Genomic DNA, 16,977 nt, shown 5'->3' with positions numbered 1-16,977 from the left:
CGACGCGGTGTTCGAGCGAGGTGGACAGCGCGACTTCCTCGAACCCGAGTGGATCAACGGGGGCCTGGGCGGTGCTGCGGCTTGCCTACCCGGAACGGCGATGGATGCCCTGTCGGGGCGTCCCGATCCCAAGATCGCGCACCATCCTGGTTCTAGTGGTGTCGGTGAGTCGGGGAGGCCACTACATCCTGCTTCGAGCGTGACCTTGACGGTCGGTGGCGCCCAGACCTCGCTCCCGGCCTGCCGGAGGGCGGTGTGGTCGTCAAGACCGCGCAGGAACAGGGATGTTGCGCGGGGTGCGGGGTGCGGGGTGCGGCGGAGCGCGGACAGAAAAAAGTTGACCGGAGGCACCCTCGGGGTGCCTCCGGTCAGCTATGTCGGTTTGCGGATTTAGTTCGCCATCAGGTCGGCGCCACGCCAGCTGAAATCGGGCTCCGTCGCGAACCGCTCGGTGATCTTCACGAGATCCTCCGCGTACTTGTTCGCGTGGTGCCCGCAGAACACCAACTCGCTCCCACCCGCCAGAGTGATCCGGAGCTTCCCGGCAGCATTGCAGCGGTCGCACCGTTCATCGGCGGCTGGGGGAGCCGCCGTCACGGGCGGCGGCGTGAGGGTCGGGGTCATCGCCTTCCTCCTCTGGTCGTCACCGATGAACAATCTCTTCGGTCGTTGCTCACCTATCGTGCAACACCCTTACTAGGCACTGCCTTCCCTGTGTGCCCGCGGGGGACCGAGGTCACACCTGGAAGGGACAGTGTGCCGTGCACCCAGGGTGCCACGTCAACGATCACATTCGTGCATCCGGACGATCACCATCTGGTGTTGCACACCAGGTGGTCAAAACGACACGTTCGGTTGACGAAACCCGCTCAGTCCAGGTAATCCCGGAGGACCTGCGACCGGGACGGGTGACGCAGCTTCGACATCGTCTTGGACTCGATCTGCCGGATCCGCTCCCGGGTCACCCCGTAGACCTGGCCGATCTCATCGAGCGTCCGCGGCTGGCCGTCGGTCAGGCCGAAACGCAGCCGTACCACACCCGCCTCACGCTCGGAGAGCGTCTGCAGCACCTGCTGGAGCTGGTCCTGCAGGAGCGAGAACGAGACCGCGTCGACCGCGACCACGGCCTCGGAGTCCTCGATGAAGTCGCCGAGCTGGCTGTCGCCCTCGTCGCCGATGGTCTGGTCCAGTGAGATGGGCTCCCGAGCGTACTGCTGGATCTCCAGCACCTTCTCGGGTGTGATGTCCATCTCCTTGGCCAGCTCCTCGGGAGTGGGCTCGCGGCCCAGGTCCTGGAGCAGCTCACGCTGTATGCGGCCAAGCTTGTTGATGACCTCGACCATGTGCACCGGGATGCGGATGGTGCGGGCCTGGTCGGCCATGGCGCGGGTGATGGCCTGTCGGATCCACCAGGTGGCGTACGTGGAGAACTTGTAGCCCTTGGTGTAGTCGAACTTCTCCACGGCCCGGATCAGACCGAGGTTGCCCTCCTGGATCAGGTCGAGGAAGGCCATGCCACGGCCGGTGTAGCGCTTGGCCAGCGACACCACCAGTCGGAGGTTCGCCTCCAGGAGGTGGTTCTTGGCCCGCTCGCCGTCGCGGGAGATCCAGCCCAGGTCCCGGACCATCTCCCGGACGAGCTTCTCCTCGCCCTCGTCGGCAGCCCGCAGTCGCTCGGCGGCGTAGAGCCCGGCCTCGATCCGCTTGGCCAGCTCCACCTCCTGCTCGGCGTTGAGCAGCGGAACCTTGCCGATCTGCTTCAGGTACGCGCGGACGGAGTCGGCGGAGGCGGTCAGCTCGGCGTCGCGTCGCGCCTGCTTGAGGGCCTCGGACTCCTCGTCGTCCCACTCGAAGTCGTTGTCGGTCGCCGAGGCGGCGGCGTCGGTCTCGGCGGCCTGGGCCAGCTCAGCCGGCTCCTCGACCACCACGTCCTCGATCGCGGCGGCCAGCTCCTCCGGGTCGATCTCACCCTCGGCGCCCTCGCCCTTGGCCTTGCCGCCAGCCTTGGTCGGCTTGGCTCCGGCAGCCGCTGCCACCGTCGCCTTGGTGGCTCGGGTCGACTTGGTCGCCTTCGTCGGCGTCGCAGCCTCCGCGCCGGTCGCCTTGCGAGCGGCCACCTTGCGCGGGGCCGACGTCGCCGGGGCGTCGTCGCCGGCGGGCGCCTGCTTCGGGGCCGGCGCGGCGGCCTTCTTGGTGGTCTTGGCGGTGGTGGCCCGGGACGCTGGCGTGGTCGAGCGGGCCGCGGCGACGCGGCGGCGGGTGCTCGCCGAGCCGTCCACCACGACGGTCACTCCCGCCTCGGAGAGCGCCCGCAGGATCTTCTTGGCCTGGGCCGGAGTCACCTCGGCGGACTCGACGGTGCGCGCGAGCTGAGCCGACGTGAGCTGACCACCGGCGCTCTGGGCGTGGGCGATCAGGGTGTCGGTGAGCGAGCGAACGTCGGCGCCGGGCTGGCGGGGTTCTGTCACGAATGACCTTCCGGAGGCGAAGAGCGGGCACGGCGGGTTCGTCCAGCGCAGCGAGGGTTACCGTGCCGGGCGATGTGGTTGAGGGACCCTCGTGTCACGGTCCGGCCGGTGGTCGGCGGTCCGTGCCGCGTGGGCAGGGGTGAATTGTAACGCCGTCTGCGGCGATCATCCTGCTCCGCACCGCGTACCGCCGGTGGGGACCGTCGGTGGGGCGGAGATATGGGCTTCGCGGTAATGATAGCCGCGCTGCCGGCGAAGGGCTTCCGTCATCGAGGGCGGTGGCGCGCAGATCGTGTCCGAACTGCCGTTTGAGCAGGCGGTACGAGGTCAACGTGGCGGTTGGGAGAGTGCGCGCGTGGATCACCGAGGTCGCTGTTGGTCCGGCTGGTGGCGTCCCCACCAGGTCGCGGTTGGGCAACGGTTGTGAGCCGAGCATGGACGGGGCGGTAAGCATTTAAGCGACATTACCAACCTAAAGGGGCATATTGCCGGAGGTCGGCCGCTCAAGCTGCGAGGGCGGTGCGGGTGCGCCCACCTCGCAGCGGATCCCAGGTGCCAAAGATCCTGGTCTGGTGCCGTCGTACGGCGTCGGGAACGATGATCTTCGGAAGTCGGGTCGGTAGTTTCACCCACCCACATGCGCCCGGAGTGCGGAAAGAGGCGAATCATGACCAACTCGGCCACGACCCCGTCGGAGCTGCTGACCATCGCGGTGAAGGTGGCTCGGGACGCGGCGGACACCGCGTACCGGATGCGCGCCGAGGGGGTCGTCGTCGCCGCCACCAAGAGCACCGTCACCGACGTGGTCACCGCCGCCGACCGGGCGGTCGAACGGCAGATCCTCGACGCGTTGGCCGCGCTGCGCCCTGACGACTCGGTGCTGGGCGAGGAGTATGGCGAGGGGGCTTCCGGGGCGACTCGCAGCGGTGTGCGCTGGATCGTCGATCCGATCGACGGCACTGTGAACTACCTGTACGGACTGCCGTACTCCGCGGTCTCGCTGGCCGCCGAGGTGGACGGGGTGGTGGTCGCCGGAGTGGTGCGCAACGTGAGCACCGGCGAGGAGTGGACCGCCACAGCCGGCGGTGGCGCCTGGCGCGACGGTGTCCGGCTGGGTTGCTCCGGCGAGGTCGATCTGGGGCAGGCGCTGGTCGGCACCGGCTTCGGCTACGACGCCGGCCGTCGGGCGCACCAGGCGCAGGTGGTGGCCGGTCTGATCGCGCACGTACGCGACATCCGCCGGCTCGGGGCCGCGGCGCTGGATCTCTGCCTGGTCGCCGAGGGGCGGCTCGACGCGTACTTCGAGAAGGGTCTTGCGGCCTGGGACCTGGCGGCCGGCGGGCTGGTGGCCGCCGAGGCGGGGGCTCGGGTCGCCGGCCTGGCCGGACGGCCGCCAGGGCCGGACCTGGTGGTCGCGGCCCCGCCCGCGCTCTTCGCGCCGCTGCACGACCGGTTGGCCGCGCTGGACGCCTCCGGCGGTCCCTGACCGGCGGACCGGGTCGGCCGGCTGTGAGTGGCCGGCTCCGGCCTTCCGGCGGCTGGCTCCGGCCTCCCGGCGGTCAGCTCTGGCCGACGGGCCAGACCTGGCGGGCCAGACCTGGCGGGTCAGGTCGGCGGGCTAGGTCCGGCGGGCCAGGTCGGCGGGTCAGAGCCGGTGAGCCAGGTAGCGGGCCAGGTCGGTGCTGGGCGCCGACCTGGCGCGGCGGTGGGCCGGTTACGCCGTCACTTGGCGGGTGGGGATGGGCACGAGCCCTTGGGAGCCTCCGGCGGACCCGAGTCGCCGAGCGACTGGTTGACCTCGGTGGTGGTGGCGAGCTGCTGGAAGCCGTTGCCCAGCACCACGTCCACGGTGTCGTCGGCGCGCTTCGGGTCGTAGCCCGGCACGGCGTTGTTGAGGAAGTACGCCTGGAGCAGGTGCGCGGAACCGACGCCCTTCGGGCCGTACCGCAGCACCGCGACGCTGTTGACCTTCTTCTCGTTCCCGGTCTTCTTGACCTGGAACTGTCGATTGCTGAACTCGTCGGCGACGGTGTGGGCGAGACCGGGCTGATCCGTGGCGTTGAACACGTTGATCTTGACGTCCTTGCGCTCGCGCAGGGTCAGATCCGCCAGAGGCCAGCCCTCGGGGCAACCCGCTGCGGTGCCCACGTTGCCCTGGCTGTCGCGGACCACGGCCACGACGACGAAGACCAGGGCGATGACCGCCAGCAGGCCGACGACGACGAGTGCTCGCACGCGCGCAAAACTCATCAGGGCACTCCCCGGACCTCAGTGGGTGGTGGCGGCCGGGAACGATCGCTCAGGCCGCCGGCCGTCGAATACGCCGCTGAGGTTAACGGTTGTCCGGCCGTCGCGTGGAAACAGCCCGACATGCCGGCGCGCCGACCGCGAACCGGGTACTACTACCCCTATCTTCGTGTCGCCTGAATCACATTGGGAACAACTTCGCGTGCGGGGGCGTACATCTCAGCCGCAAGGGCGGTATACATGCCTCGCCCAAGGGGGGGTAAGGTTCCGCGCTCGCAGGGGAGTCGCCCCGGCGAGCTCGACCCGTTCGGTCCTCGGGTCGGGTGCCCGACACAAGTGGTGGCCGGCCAGCGGAACCGAAACAGCGTCGTCCGGCGTTACAACCGGAAGCGACAACATCGATATGGGAGAGTGAAACCGATGGCCACCGACTACGACGCCCCGCGTCGCGACGAGGTCGACCTCGGCGAGGACAGCCTGGAAGAGCTCAAGGCACGGCGCGTCGACTCACAGTCGGGCGCGGTGGACGTCGACGAGGCCGAGGTGGCCGAGAGCTTTGAGCTGCCCGGTGCCGATCTGGCCGACGAGGAGCTCACGGTCAAGGTGCTTCCGATGCAGCAGGACGAGTTCCGGTGCGCCCGCTGCTTCCTGGTCCACCACCGTAGCCAGCTGGCGGTCGAGCGTAACGGCGAGCTGATCTGCCGCGAGTGCGTCTGACAAGCACGACAACACCGGCGGCGGCCTCCTGAACGGGGTCGCCGCTGCCGGTGTAGGCATGCGGCAGCTGTGGGTACCTGCTTGACTCGTAGCGGGTAGCCACAGCACCGGGAGGTCCGATGAGCGATCGAGGCGGCACCACCGATGGCGGCGCTGACGGCCTCGGCGTCACCCGTGGCGCTGACGACCTCGGCGCCAACGGTGGCGCTGACGACCTCGGTGCCACCGTCGCGGCGTTGACCGCCGACGACATCGCGCCGGCCCGACGCCGTCAACTGCTGACCCGGATGGTCGGGCAGGCCCGTGCGCGGGGCATCTCCGACCTGTTCAAGCCCCGCGCCGCCGTGCGGTGGATGGTCGACGCCGTCGCCGAGGTAGCCCCGCACGTCCCGGTACGAGACCTGGACACGCTGCGGCGGCACTTTCCCGGCCTGGACGACGCCGCCCTGGCCGACCGGCTCATCCGCAACGCGTCGAGGACCACTGCCGCGATCGGCGCGGCCGGTGGGGGCGTCGCCGCCGTCGAGTGGGCGGTTGCCCCGACCCTGCTCTCCGCGCCGGTGCTGCTCGCCGCCGAGACCGTAGCCGTGGTGGCGGTGGAGCTGAAACTCGTCGGCGAGCTGCACGAGATCCACGGCGTGGCACTACCGGCCGCCGGCAGCCAACGGGCGGTCGCGTTGGTGCACTCCTGGGCCACTCAACGCGGCGTCAACCCGATGGTGCCCGGCGTGGGAGTGGGGGCGGTGCTCGGCACCGCCGCCCGCAAGGAGTTGCGGGACATGCTGCTGCGGCGTTTCGGGCGAAACCTCACCACGCTCGGGCCGTTCCTGACCGGCGCGGCGGTGGCCAGCTTCCTCAACCGCCGGGCCACCCAGCAGATGGCCGAGCAACTCCAGGTCGACCTGCGTCGGCGGGGCATCGCCCGCCCCGCGCCACCGGCGGCCCTCCCGGGCCCGCCCACCGGCACCTGAGCGGCCCTCGCCGCTCGGGCCGGCACCTGAGCGGCCCTCGCCGCTCGGGCCGGCACCTGAGCGGCCCTGCGCCGTTCGGGCCGGCATCTGAGCGGTTCCCCGCCGTTCGGATCGGCTCTTGAGCGGGCCCATGCCGTCGGGCCGGCTCCTGAGCGAGGCCTTCGGCGTCGGGTCAGCCCGGCTCGCCCGCGGTCGGGTGGGTAGCCGCCAGGGCGTTCCGGGCGGTCAGCACCGCCTCGGCCAGCTCGACCGGGTGGCGGGTGCTCACCACCCAGAACGGGGTCGGATCCGCGGGATCGTCGAGGACCACCTGCACGGCGCCGCCGATCCACGGTCGCTGCACCACGAAGGCGAGCGGGTCCGCGCCGACGCCGAGCACCTCACGTCGGCCGGCCACGTCCAGCGGCACCACGTCGGCCACGAAACGGACCGGTAGGCGGGCGTCGTCAACCCGCAGCTCGTCGTCGGCCACCCCGACCCGGATCCGGCCCAGCCACCACAGCCCGACAGCGGTGAGCGGCACCAGCACGGCGAACGGCAGCCAGGTACGGACGCCGGAGGCGCCCATCCAGATCTCGACGGCCAGCAACGCGGCGGCGACCAGCCCGGCCAGCCACAGCCACCAGGGCAGATCCAGCCGCTCGGTGTACGCGGCGCGGGCGGCGACCGGCGGCTGATCGGCGGACGGGGAGGGCGACATGCTCACTCCTGCGAGGGTACGGCGCACGACGGCTCGACGAACCGGCAGGATGGCAGGGTCACCCCGCGAACCGGACGGAAGAGGGGACCCGTGACCGACGTCGTACCCGTGCCTGTGCAACTGCTCGACCCGGAGCTGCCGTTGCCCACGTACGCCCATCCCGGCGATGCCGGGGCCGACCTGGTGGCGGCCGCGGACGTGGAGCTGCCACCCGGCGGCCGTGCCCTGGTGCCCACCGGCGTGGCCATCGCGCTGCCGGAGGGGTACGTGGCCCTGGTCCATCCCCGCTCCGGTCTGGCGGCCAGGCTCGGCGTGACGGTGCTCAACGCGCCCGGTACGGTCGACGCCGGCTACCGGGGTGAGATCCTGGTCAACCTGATCAATCATGATCGGGAGGTGCCGGCGAAGATCTCCCGCGGCGATCGGATCGCGCAGCTCGTGGTCCAGCAGGTCGCGCGGGCGCGGTTCGAGCCGGTGGTCGAGCTGCCCGCGTCCCGACGCGGGGCCGGTGGGCACGGGTCCACCGGTGGGCACGCCGGGTTGGTGCCGTCGCCGACGGGCCAGGACCGGGTCGAGCGGCGGCCGAGCGAGCCGGGCCGCGGGCAGACGGAAGAGGTGGCAGGGTGAGTGTGAACAGCGGAGGGCAGGCGCAGTGATCTTCTCCCGAAAGCGGGCCGATGCGGAGCGGCAGACCCGTGGCGAGCGGGCTACCCAGGTCCCGGACCAGGGCGATGCGACGCCGACGTTGGAGCGCGGCCCCTACGACATCTCCGAGAGCTACGACGACGTGCAGCGACTCGACCTGGGCAGCCTGCACATCCCGGCGATCGCCGACGTCGAGGTGCGGGTGCAGGCCGACCCGCAGGGTGTGGTCCAGCAGGTGGTGCTGGTGCACGGTGACAACGCGCTCCAGTTGGGCGTCTTCGCCGCCCCCCGGTCCGAGGGCATCTGGGACGAGGTGCGCGAGGAGATCCGGCAGTCGCTGCTCCGCGACGGCGCGAGCGCGCAGGAGGTCGCCGGCGAGTACGGTCCGGAGCTGCACGCACAGGTGAATACGCCGGACGGCGCGACGAACCTGCGGTTCGTCGGAATCGACGGGCCGCGTTGGATGGTCCGGGGCGTCTTCCAGGGCCCGGTGGCCACCGACCCGGCCATGGCCGGCCCGCTCGTCGAGTGCCTGGACGGCCTGGTGGTCGACCGTGGGCAGGAGGCGAAGCCGGTCCGCGAGCCACTGCCGCTGCGGTTGCCTCGGGAGATCGCCGACCAGGCCGAGGCCGAGGCGGGCGACGCCGCCGCCGCGCCGCGTCAGGTCTGACCGGCGCGCACCGGCCCGCCGGAACCAGCCCCGTCGGCGTACGCTGGCGGCACGGTTCCGGCGCCGCCGGGGCCGGCCGGGGACGGCGAGCGTGGAGAGGGTGACGCGGAGGTCATGACGACCGACGAGGGCCGGGTGTCGCTGCGGCGCATCCTGCAGAGGTTCACCGCCAGCGAGGCCGAGATCGACGCGCAGGAGCTGCGTCGGGAGAGCGCCCAGTGCGGCGGAATCCCCGCCCAGCAGTGCTCCCGGGGTCAACTGGTCTCGGTCGCCGGTCGGCTGCGCACCGTGGTCTACACGCCGCGCACCAACCTGCCCACCCTTGAGGCCGACCTGTACGACGGCAGCGACGTGGTCACCCTGGTCTGGCTGGGTCGACGGCACATCGCCGGGATCGAGCCGGGCCGGCATCTGACCGCCCGTGGCCGGGTGGCCGTGCGCGACGACCGCAAGGTCATCTACAACCCCTACTACGAGCTGGACTCGCCCAAGTGACGGCAATGCGGACGGAAGGCCGGCGATGACGACGGGACAGGACCGGGCGGCACAGCCGGAGACCGACCCTCAGGACGAGGAGCCGCTGCCGACGATCGCCGAGCAGATGGCCGACCAGCTCGGCGGCTGGCGCGGGCTGGTCGAGTCCAGCATCCCGGTAGTGGTGTTCGTCGTCGCCAACGTCATCGGCGACCTGCGGCCGGCGGTGATCGCGTCGATCGCGGTCGCCGTGCTGATCGCGGGGCTGCGGCTGGCCCAGCGTCGGCCGGTTCGGCACGCCGTCAACGGGCTCTTCGGCGTCGGCGTCGGCGCGGCCATCGCGTGGCGCACAGGCGACGAGCGCGACTTCTACCTCCCCGGCATCCTCTACGGCATCGGCTACGGCGTCGCCCTGCTGATCTCGGCCGCGATCCGGCAGCCGCTGGTGGGCTGGATCTGGTCGGTGTTGGTGGCCAAGGGCCGTTCGGAGTGGCGGTCCGACCCGAAGCTGGTGCGCACCTTCACCCAGCTGACAGTGCTCTGGGGCGTGGTCTGGCTGGCCAAGGTGGGCGTGCAGGCCGGGCTCTACCTGGCCCACCAGGACACCGCCCTGGGCGTGGCCCGGCTGGCGTTGGGCTACCCGCCGTACGCGCTGCTGTTGCTGATCACGGTCTGGACGGTGCGCCGGGTCACCCGGGAGTCGCCGCCGGCCCCGCTGCCCAGCGCCTGAGCGACGGCCGGGCCACCCGGATCGCTCAGCGCGCCCGTCGGCGTCAGCGTGAGCTGCGGGTCCGTTCGACGCTGTCCGGCCCGAGGATCACCGCGCGGACCGCGTCCTCCACCTCCGCGGTGCAGACGAAGATCAGCTCGTCGCCGGCCTCGATCGGATCGTCCGGGCTGGGCACCAGGACCCGCTTGCCGCGCAGGATCGCCACCAGGGCGGAGTCGCGGGGCAACGGCACGGCGTGGATCGGTTGACCGACGTAGGGGGCGGTCGGCGGCAGGGTGATCTCGACGAGGTTCGCCTCGCCCTGTCGGAAGGTCATCAGCCGGACCAGGTCGCCGACGGTGACCGCCTCCTCGACGAGCGCGGCCATCACCCGCGGCTTGCTCACCGCGACGTCCACGCCCCACTGCTCGGTGAACAACCACTCGTTCTCGGCCCGGTTGACCCGGGCGACCACCCGGGGCACCGCGAACTCGGTCTTGGCCAGCAGCGACAGCACCAGGTTGGTCTTGTCGTCGCCGGTCGCCGCGACCACCACGTCGCAGCCGGCGACGTCGGCCTCCTCCAGGCTGCTCAGCTCGCACGCGTCGGCCAGCACCCACTCGGCGGCCGGCACCCGGTCCGGGCGCAGCATCTTGGGTTGGCGCTCGATCAGCATCACCTGGTGGCCGTTGTCGATCAACTCCTGGGCGATCGAGCGGCCCACGTTGCCCGCGCCCGCGATGGCGACCCGCATGGCTCAGTGCCCTCCTTCCGGCGGCGTCGCCGCCACCGACGTGACCGTCGCCACGATGTCATCGCTGACCAGCATGAACACCTGGTCGCCCTCCTGCATGACGGTGGAGCCGGTGGGCAGCGTGCCGATGCCGAAGCGGATCAGGTAGGCCACCCGCGCCCCGGTCGCGTCCTCCAGCGTCCGCACCGGTCGGCCGATCCAGTCCTTGTGTACGGGAACCTCGACGATCGACACGGTGCTCGTGGGGTCGCGGAAGATCTCCACGTTGCCCTCCGGCACCAGGTGTCGCAGCATCCGGTCCGCCGTCCACCGCACTGTCGCCACTGTGGGGATGCCCAGCCGCTCGTAGACCTGCGCGCGGCGCTGGTCGTAGATGCGGGCGGCGACCCGGGACACGCCGAACGTCTCGCGGGCCAGCCGGGCCGAGATGATGTTGGAGTTGTCGCCGCTGGACACCGCCGCGAAGGCGTCCGCGCGCTCGATGCCGGCCTGCCGGAGCACCTCACCGTCGAAACCGGCCCCGGTCACCGTGATCCCGGCGAAGTCGGGGCCGAGCCGGCGGAAGGCGTCGGCGTCCTGGTCGATCACCGCCACCGAGTGCCCTCGGGACTCCAGGCTGTGGGCGAGGGTCGACCCGACCCGACCACATCCCATGATCACGACGTGCACGCTGTCCCTCCCAAGGTGCGTACCACTCCCGCTGCCGGCGGCCTTCGAGTGCGAGCCTGCCACGTCCCGGTCACGAGCGGGGACCGACCGTACCCCGCCGTCGCGAGCAGCGATGATCGCCCACCCCCGCGCCCCCGCCGTGGTGGTCGTACTCTTGGCGTTCGTGGCCAGTCCCACCTCGCTGCTGAAGCGGATTCTTCTCGGTCGACCGTTCCGGTCCGACCGGCTCCAGCACACCCTGTTGCCGAAGCGCATCGCGCTGCCCGTGTTCGCCTCCGACGCGCTGTCCAGCGTCGCGTACGCGCCCGACGAGATCCTGCTGACCCTCTCCATCGCCGGCGCCTCCGCGTACGTCTTCTCGCCGTGGATCGCGCTGGCAGTGGTCGTGGTCATGCTCACCGTGGTGGCGAGCTACCGGCAGAACGTGCACGCCTACCCGTCCGGTGGCGGCGACTACGAGGTGGCCACCGTCAACCTGGGGCCGAAGTTCGGCGTCGGGGTGGCCAGCGCGTTGCTTGTCGACTACGTGCTCACCGTGGCGGTGTCGGTCTCCTCCGGGGTGGCCAACCTGGGCTCGGTGGTGCCGTTCGTGGCCACCCACAAGGTCCTGATCGCGGTGAGCGCGGTTGTCCTGCTGAGCGCTGTCAACCTGCGTGGGCTGCGCGAGTCGGGCACGGCGTTCGCCATCCCCACCTACGGCTTCGTGATCGTGATGGGCGGGATGCTGCTCACCGGGCTGTTCCGGGTCTTCGTGCTGGGTGACGAACTGCGCGCGCCGAGCGCCGACCTGGTGATCCAGGCCGAGCACAGCGTGACCGGCTTCGCGCTCATCTTCCTGCTGCTGCGGACGTTCAGCTCGGGCGCCGCCGCGCTCACCGGTGTCGAGGCGATCTCCAACGGGGTGCCGGCGTTCAAGGCGCCGAAGAGCCGCAACGCGGCCACCACCCTGCTGCTGCTCGGCAGCATCTCGGTGAGCATGCTGGTCGGGATCATCTGGCTGTCCCGGCTGACCCACCTCCAGTTCGTCGAGGACCCGGGCCTGCAGATCGTCTCCGGCCCCGAGGGGTACGTGCAGAAGACGGTCACCACCCAGCTCGGCGAGACGGTCTTCGGTTCCGGGTCGATCCTGCTCTACGTGGTGGCCGGGATGACCGCCCTGATCCTCTTCCTGGCCGCGAACACCGCGTTCAACGGCTTCCCGGTGCTCGGCTCGATCCTCGCCCAGGACCGTTACCTGCCCCGCCAGTTCCACACCCGGGGCGATCGGCTGGCCTTCTCCAACGGCATCGTCTTCCTGGCCCTCTTCGCGATCGTGCTGATCGTCGGCTTCCAGGCCGAGGTGACCCGACTCATCCAGCTCTACATCGTCGGGGTCTTCGTCTCGTTCACCGTCTCCCAGGCCGGCATGATCCGGCACTGGAACCGGCACCTGCGTACCGAGCGGGACCCGGAGGCGCGCCGCCGGATGCACCGCTCCCGTGCCATCAACACGTTCGGCGCGGGCCTGACCGGCGCGGTGCTGGTGATCGTCCTGATCACCAAGTTCCTGCTCGGCGCCTGGATCGCGATCGCCGCGATGGCGGTGATCTACGTACTGATGCTGGCGATCCGCCGGCACTACGACCGGATCGCCGTCGAGCTGACCCCGCCGGACGAGGGTCGGGCCGTGCTGCCCGCCCGCAACCACGCGATCGTGCTGGTCAGCAAGCTGCACCAGCCGACGCTGCGGGCCATCGCCTACGCCCGCGCCACCCGGCCGGACACGCTCACAGCGGTGACCGTCAACGTGGACGAGAAGGACACCCGGGACCTGCAGGCCGACTGGGAGCGACGGGAGATGGCGATCCCGCTCACCGTGATCGACTCGCCGTACCGGGAGATCACCCGCCCGATCCTGGACTTCGTCGCCTCCACCCGCCGCAAGTCGCCCCGGGACGTGGTCACCGTGTTCATCCCGGAGTACGTGGTCGGCCGTTGGTGGGAGAACCTGCTGCACAACCAGAGCGCCCTGCGCCTCAAGGGCCGGCTCCTCTTCGAACCTGGGGTGATGGTGGTCAGCGTGCCGTGGCAGCTCGCGTCGACAGCGAGCAAGAACCTGGACCGGCTGGACGCCACGCTGTCCCGGACACCGGCGCGTGGGCCACGGAGCGCCGTGCCACCGCTGGTCGCCGCGCCGCCGGTGGCCAGCGCGCCGCCCGGCGAGGGCGGGCCCGAGAACAGCGAAACGATGGGGAACACTCGTGACTGAGCCGGGCGGTCCGCGGACCGCGACACCCAGGACACCGACGGCGTCGGCCTCGACGACGTTCGAGCGGGGCCTGGCCGAGACGGACCGGGTCGAGCTGACCGTCGACGCGGTCGCCCCCGGCGGGCACTGTGTCGCCCGGGTGGACGGGCAGGTGGTCTTCGTCCGGCACGCGCTGCCGGGTGAGCGGGTCATCGCCGAGGTCACCGAGGTGCACCGGGGGTTCGTCCGGGCCGACGCGGTGACAGTGCTGGAGCCCTCACCGGACCGGGTGGAGCCGCCCTGCCCGTACGCGAAGCCGGGTGCCTGCGGGGGCTGCGACCTCCAGCACGTCGCACCGGCCGCGCAGCTGGCCTGGAAGACCGCTGTGGTCCGCGAGCAACTGGTCCGCCTCGGAGGGCTGACCGACGTCGAGCTGGACCGGCTCGGCGTCCGGGTCGAGGCGCTGCCCGGTGGGCTGCTCGGCTGGCGTTCCCGGGTCCGCTACGCGGTCGACGCCGCCGACCGGGCCGGCCTGCTCAAGCACCGCTCGCACGAGGTGGTGCCGATAGACCGCTGCCGGATCGCCCACCCGGCCATCCAGCAGCTGCCGGTGCTCACCCCCACCGGCGCGCGCTGGCCGGCCGCCGATGCGGTGGAGACCGTCGCCAGCACCGGCGGGGACGTGACCGTCACGGAGATCCGCGACGGGGTGCCCACCCCGGTCAGTGGCCCGACCGAGGTCCGCGAGGTCGCCGCCGGACGGGACTGGACGCTGCCCGTGTCCGCGTTCTGGCAGGTGCACCCGGCCGCCGCAGACGCCCTCTCCACCGCCGTGCTGGAGTTGCTGGACCCGCAGCCGGGCGAGGTCGCCTGGGACCTCTACGGCGGCGCTGGGCTGTTCGCCGCCGGGCTGGCCGCACGGATCGGCGCGACCGGCCGGGTGACACTCGTCGAAGCAGCCGCGCAGGGTGTCGCCGCCGCCCGGGAGAACCTCGCCGACCTGCCCAGCGTCGAGGTGGTGTCGGCCCGGGTGGAGACCGCGCTGGCCCGCCGACGAATCACCGGCCCGGTCGACCTGGTGGTGCTCGACCCGCCGCGCTCCGGGGCCGGAGCCCAGGTGGTCCGCGCGCTGGCCGCCGCCGGTCCGCGGGCGGTCGCGTACGTGGCCTGTGACCCGGCCGCCTTCGCCCGGGACGTGCGGACCTTCGCCGACCTCGGTTGGCGGCTGGCGGCGCTACGGGGCTTCGACCTCTTCCCGATGACGCAGCACGTCGAGCAGGTCGGGCTGCTGCTCCCCCCGGACGCGCTGGAGAACACCCCGGGCGGCGCCTGACCGGGTGCTCAGCTGCCCACTCCTCGCCCGGTGCGGGTGCGTGGGGCTCGGGCCAGGCTGCGGAGTACCGCAGGGCCGATAGACTCTCCGGTCATGAGTGTTGAAGAGGACACGGCCAACCACGGCCGGCTGCTGGGGACGGTTCGTGGTCCGCAGGACGTCAAGCGGATGTCCGGCGAGGAACTGGACGTCCTCGCCGCCGAGATCCGGGACTTCCTGATCACCAAGGTCTCCCGTACCGGCGGGCACGTCGGGCCCAACCTCGGTGTGGTCGAGCTGACGCTCGCCATGCATCGCGTCTTCGACTCCCCCCGGGACCGGCTCCTGTTCGACACCGGCCACCAGGCGTACGTACACAAGATCCTCACCGGGCGTCAGGCCGGCTTCGACAAGCTCCGCCAGCGCGGTGGCCTCTCCGGCTACCCCAGCCAGGCGGAGAGCGAGCACGACCTCATCGAGAACTCGCACGCCTCCACAGCGCTGTCCTACGCCGATGGCCTCGCCAAGGCGTACGCCCTGCGGGGCGAGGCACGCAGCGTCGTGGCAGTCGTCGGCGACGGCGCGCTGACCGGCGGCATGTGCTGGGAGGCGCTGAACAACATCGCCACCGCCGGTAACTCCCTCGTGATCGTGGTCAACGACAACGGCCGGTCCTACTCGCCGACCATCGGCGGGCTGGCCGACCACCTCTCCTCGCTGCGGCTCAACCCCGGCTACGAGAAGGTCCTCGACACCGTCAAGGACGCCCTGGGCTCCACCCCGCTGGTCGGCAAGCCGATGTACGAGGTGCTGCACGCCGTCAAGAAGGGCATCAAGGACGCGGTCGCCCCGCAGGCCATGTTCGAGGACCTCGGCATCAAGTACGTGGGCCCGGTGGACGGGCACGACGTGGCGGCGGTCGAGGCGGCGCTTCGCGCGGCCAAGAACTTCGGCGGCCCGGTGATCGTGCACGCCGTCACCCGCAAGGGGTACGGCTACCGCCCGGCCGAGGAGGACGAGGCGGACTGCCTGCACGGCCCCGGCGGCGCCTTCGACGTGGAGACCGGCGCGCTGCTGGCCGCCCCGGCGGTGAAGTGGACGCACGTCTTCGCCGACGAGCTGCTCGCCGTCGCCGACGAACGTCCGGACGTGGTGGGCATCACCGCCGCGATGGCCGAGCCGACAGGCATCGCCAAGCTGGCCCGCAAGTACCCCGAGCGGGTGTACGACGTGGGCATCGCCGAGCAGCACGCCGCAACCTCGGCGGCCGGGTTGGCGCTCGGCGGGCTGCACCCGGTGGTCGCGGTCTACGCCACCTTCCTCAACCGCGCCTTCGACCAGGTCCTGCTGGACGTGGCGATGCACAAGCTGCCGGTGACCTTCGTGCTGGACCGGGCGGGCATCACCGGCCCGGACGGCCCCAGCCACTACGGCATCTGGGACATGTCGGTCTTCGGGGTGGTGCCGGGGCTGCGGATCGCCGCCCCCCGCGACGCCGCCACCCTGCGCGAGGAGTTGCGCGAGGCGCTGGCCGTCGACGACGGCCCGACAGTGGTGCGGTTCCCGACCGGCACCGTCGCCGCGGACCTGCCGGCGCTGCGCCGGGTCGGCCCTGTCGACGTGCTGGCCGAGTCCGCCCGTACCGACGTGCTGCTCGTCGCCGTCGGCTCCTTCGGCCAACTGGGCATGGAGGTGGCCGCCCGCGTCGCCGAGCAGGGCTACGGGGTCACCGTCGTCGACCCGCGCTGGGTGCGTCCGGTCCCGGCGGAGCTTGTCGACCTGGCCGCCCGCCACCGGCTCGTGGTCAGCGTCGAGGACGGTGTCCGGGTCGGCGGTGTGGGTGACGCGCTCGCCCAGGCGATGCGCGACGCCGACGTCCGGGTGCCGCTCAAGGACCTGGGTGTGCCGGCCGAGTGGCACCCGCACGGCACCCGCGCGCAGATCCTCGCCGACCTGGGCCTGACCGCCCAGGACGTGGCCCGCAACGTCACCGGTTGGATCTCCGGCCTGGACGCCACCCCGGACCGCCTCACCCCCAGCGACGCAGCCGCACAGAACTGACCGCAGGTAACACGAGGCGGCGGGCCCCCTTCGAGGGGTGCCCGCCGCCTCGCTCAATCCCGCCCCACGTCACCCCACCCCGCCCCGTCCCGCCGCACCCCCGCCATCTCGGGTCGATCAAGGACTAATGGTGGGCGGATGCTGATGATTCGCGACTTTTGTGGGGCACCACAAGTCCATGATCGACCGGGTGAGGGGTGCCGTGCGGTGGTCCGGTGCCGGTGCGGTGGTGGGGGGCACTCCGTTCCGCCACTCCGCTCGCCGATCTTGCACTTTTGGTCGACGGAATGCCCCTTGATTCCCGATTTGTCGGCGCAGAAAGTGCAAGATCGCGGGAGGGGGGCGGGGCGGGG

General features: G+C 71.5%; 16 protein-coding genes. 10 read left to right on the top strand and 6 right to left on the bottom strand.

Features of this window, described 5'->3' with window-relative positions:
- Window positions 1-390 precede the first annotated feature (390 nt).
- Both AB0K35_RS16645 and AB0K35_RS16640 read right to left on the bottom strand, forming a co-directional pair.
- On the bottom strand, window positions 391-624 hold the full coding sequence (locus AB0K35_RS16645; RefSeq protein WP_091402071.1) for a hypothetical protein: 234 nt from the start codon (window positions 622-624) through the stop codon (window positions 391-393).
- Window positions 625-869: 245 nt separating this feature from the next.
- A complete protein-coding gene (locus AB0K35_RS16640) occupies window positions 870-2,468 on the bottom strand; it encodes an RNA polymerase sigma factor (protein ID WP_238671847.1) in 1,599 nt (532 codons plus the stop codon).
- Between the two features lie 667 nt (window positions 2,469-3,135).
- On the opposite strand from AB0K35_RS16640, the gene AB0K35_RS16635 reads away from it, so the two are divergent.
- A complete protein-coding gene (locus tag AB0K35_RS16635; protein ID WP_238671848.1) occupies window positions 3,136-3,954 on the top strand; it encodes an inositol monophosphatase family protein in 819 nt (272 codons plus the stop codon).
- A 236-nt stretch (window positions 3,955-4,190) separates the two neighbouring features.
- Here the strand turns inward: AB0K35_RS16635 and AB0K35_RS16630 are convergent, their stop codons facing one another.
- Window positions 4,191-4,703, bottom strand: coding sequence for a LytR C-terminal domain-containing protein (locus AB0K35_RS16630; RefSeq protein WP_238671977.1), 513 nt, complete (start codon window positions 4,701-4,703; stop codon window positions 4,191-4,193).
- 432 nt (window positions 4,704-5,135) lie between these two features.
- Here AB0K35_RS16630 and AB0K35_RS16625 point away from each other — a divergent pair, with 432 nt between their 5' ends.
- Both AB0K35_RS16625 and AB0K35_RS16620 read left to right on the top strand, forming a co-directional pair.
- Window positions 5,136-5,432: a DUF4193 domain-containing protein gene (locus tag AB0K35_RS16625; protein ID WP_007075406.1), complete on the top strand. Its 297-nt coding sequence runs from the start codon at window positions 5,136-5,138 to the stop codon at window positions 5,430-5,432.
- 119 nt (window positions 5,433-5,551) lie between these two features.
- Complete coding sequence (locus tag AB0K35_RS16620) at window positions 5,552-6,403, top strand: hypothetical protein (protein WP_363886006.1); 852 nt, start codon at window positions 5,552-5,554, stop codon at window positions 6,401-6,403.
- A gap of 172 nt (window positions 6,404-6,575) precedes the next feature.
- On the opposite strand, the gene AB0K35_RS16615 is transcribed toward AB0K35_RS16620, so the two are convergent.
- Window positions 6,576-7,103, bottom strand: a complete 528-nt coding sequence (locus AB0K35_RS16615; RefSeq protein ID WP_238671850.1) for a DUF3093 domain-containing protein — start codon at window positions 7,101-7,103, stop codon at window positions 6,576-6,578.
- Between the two features lie 90 nt (window positions 7,104-7,193).
- On the opposite strand from AB0K35_RS16615, the gene dut reads away from it, so the two are divergent.
- The 4 genes from dut (at window position 7,194) to AB0K35_RS16595 (ending at window position 9,622) form a co-directional block, all read left to right on the top strand.
- Window positions 7,194-7,730, top strand: a complete 537-nt coding sequence (gene dut / locus AB0K35_RS16610) for a dUTP diphosphatase (RefSeq protein WP_238671851.1) — start codon at window positions 7,194-7,196, stop codon at window positions 7,728-7,730.
- A gap of 25 nt (window positions 7,731-7,755) precedes the next feature.
- Window positions 7,756-8,418 (top strand): DUF3710 domain-containing protein, encoded by a 663-nt coding sequence (locus tag AB0K35_RS16605; RefSeq protein ID WP_357362445.1) that lies wholly within the window; start codon window positions 7,756-7,758, stop codon window positions 8,416-8,418.
- 114 nt (window positions 8,419-8,532) lie between these two features.
- A complete protein-coding gene (locus AB0K35_RS16600) occupies window positions 8,533-8,913 on the top strand; it encodes an OB-fold nucleic acid binding domain-containing protein (RefSeq protein ID WP_238671853.1) in 381 nt (126 codons plus the stop codon).
- A gap of 25 nt (window positions 8,914-8,938) precedes the next feature.
- Complete coding sequence (locus tag AB0K35_RS16595; protein WP_238671854.1) at window positions 8,939-9,622, top strand: DUF3159 domain-containing protein; 684 nt, start codon at window positions 8,939-8,941, stop codon at window positions 9,620-9,622.
- 43 nt (window positions 9,623-9,665) lie between these two features.
- On the opposite strand, the gene AB0K35_RS16590 is transcribed toward AB0K35_RS16595, so the two are convergent.
- Together AB0K35_RS16590 and AB0K35_RS16585 are read right to left on the bottom strand one after the other, a co-directional pair.
- Window positions 9,666-10,355 carry a TrkA family potassium uptake protein gene (locus AB0K35_RS16590; protein WP_238671855.1) on the bottom strand — a complete coding sequence of 230 codons (690 nt, stop codon included), beginning with the start codon at window positions 10,353-10,355 and terminating at the stop codon, window positions 9,666-9,668.
- A gap of 3 nt (window positions 10,356-10,358) precedes the next feature.
- Complete coding sequence (locus AB0K35_RS16585) at window positions 10,359-11,024, bottom strand: TrkA family potassium uptake protein (protein WP_112586756.1); 666 nt, start codon at window positions 11,022-11,024, stop codon at window positions 10,359-10,361.
- 163 nt (window positions 11,025-11,187) lie between these two features.
- Between AB0K35_RS16585 and AB0K35_RS16580 the strand changes: the two genes are divergently transcribed.
- The 3 genes from AB0K35_RS16580 (at window position 11,188) to dxs (ending at window position 16,624) form a co-directional block, all read left to right on the top strand.
- Window positions 11,188-13,272 carry an APC family permease gene (locus tag AB0K35_RS16580; protein ID WP_363886003.1) on the top strand — a complete coding sequence of 695 codons (2,085 nt, stop codon included), beginning with the start codon at window positions 11,188-11,190 and terminating at the stop codon, window positions 13,270-13,272.
- Between the two features lie 70 nt (window positions 13,273-13,342).
- Window positions 13,343-14,584 (top strand): TRAM domain-containing protein, encoded by a 1,242-nt coding sequence (locus tag AB0K35_RS16575; protein ID WP_238671978.1) that lies wholly within the window; start codon window positions 13,343-13,345, stop codon window positions 14,582-14,584.
- A gap of 93 nt (window positions 14,585-14,677) precedes the next feature.
- Entirely contained in the window at window positions 14,678-16,624 is a 1,947-nt protein-coding gene (gene dxs, locus AB0K35_RS16570) for a 1-deoxy-D-xylulose-5-phosphate synthase (protein WP_238671857.1), read from the top strand.
- Window positions 16,625-16,977: the final 353 nt, after the last annotated feature.

The sequence above is a fragment of the Micromonospora sp. NPDC053740 genome (genome assembly GCF_040677775.1).
In the GTDB taxonomy this organism is placed as follows: domain Bacteria; phylum Actinomycetota; class Actinomycetes; order Mycobacteriales; family Micromonosporaceae; genus Micromonospora; species Micromonospora alfalfae.
The sequence above is the reverse complement of the archived record's forward strand: the minus strand, read 5'-3'. Positions and strand labels throughout refer to the sequence as shown.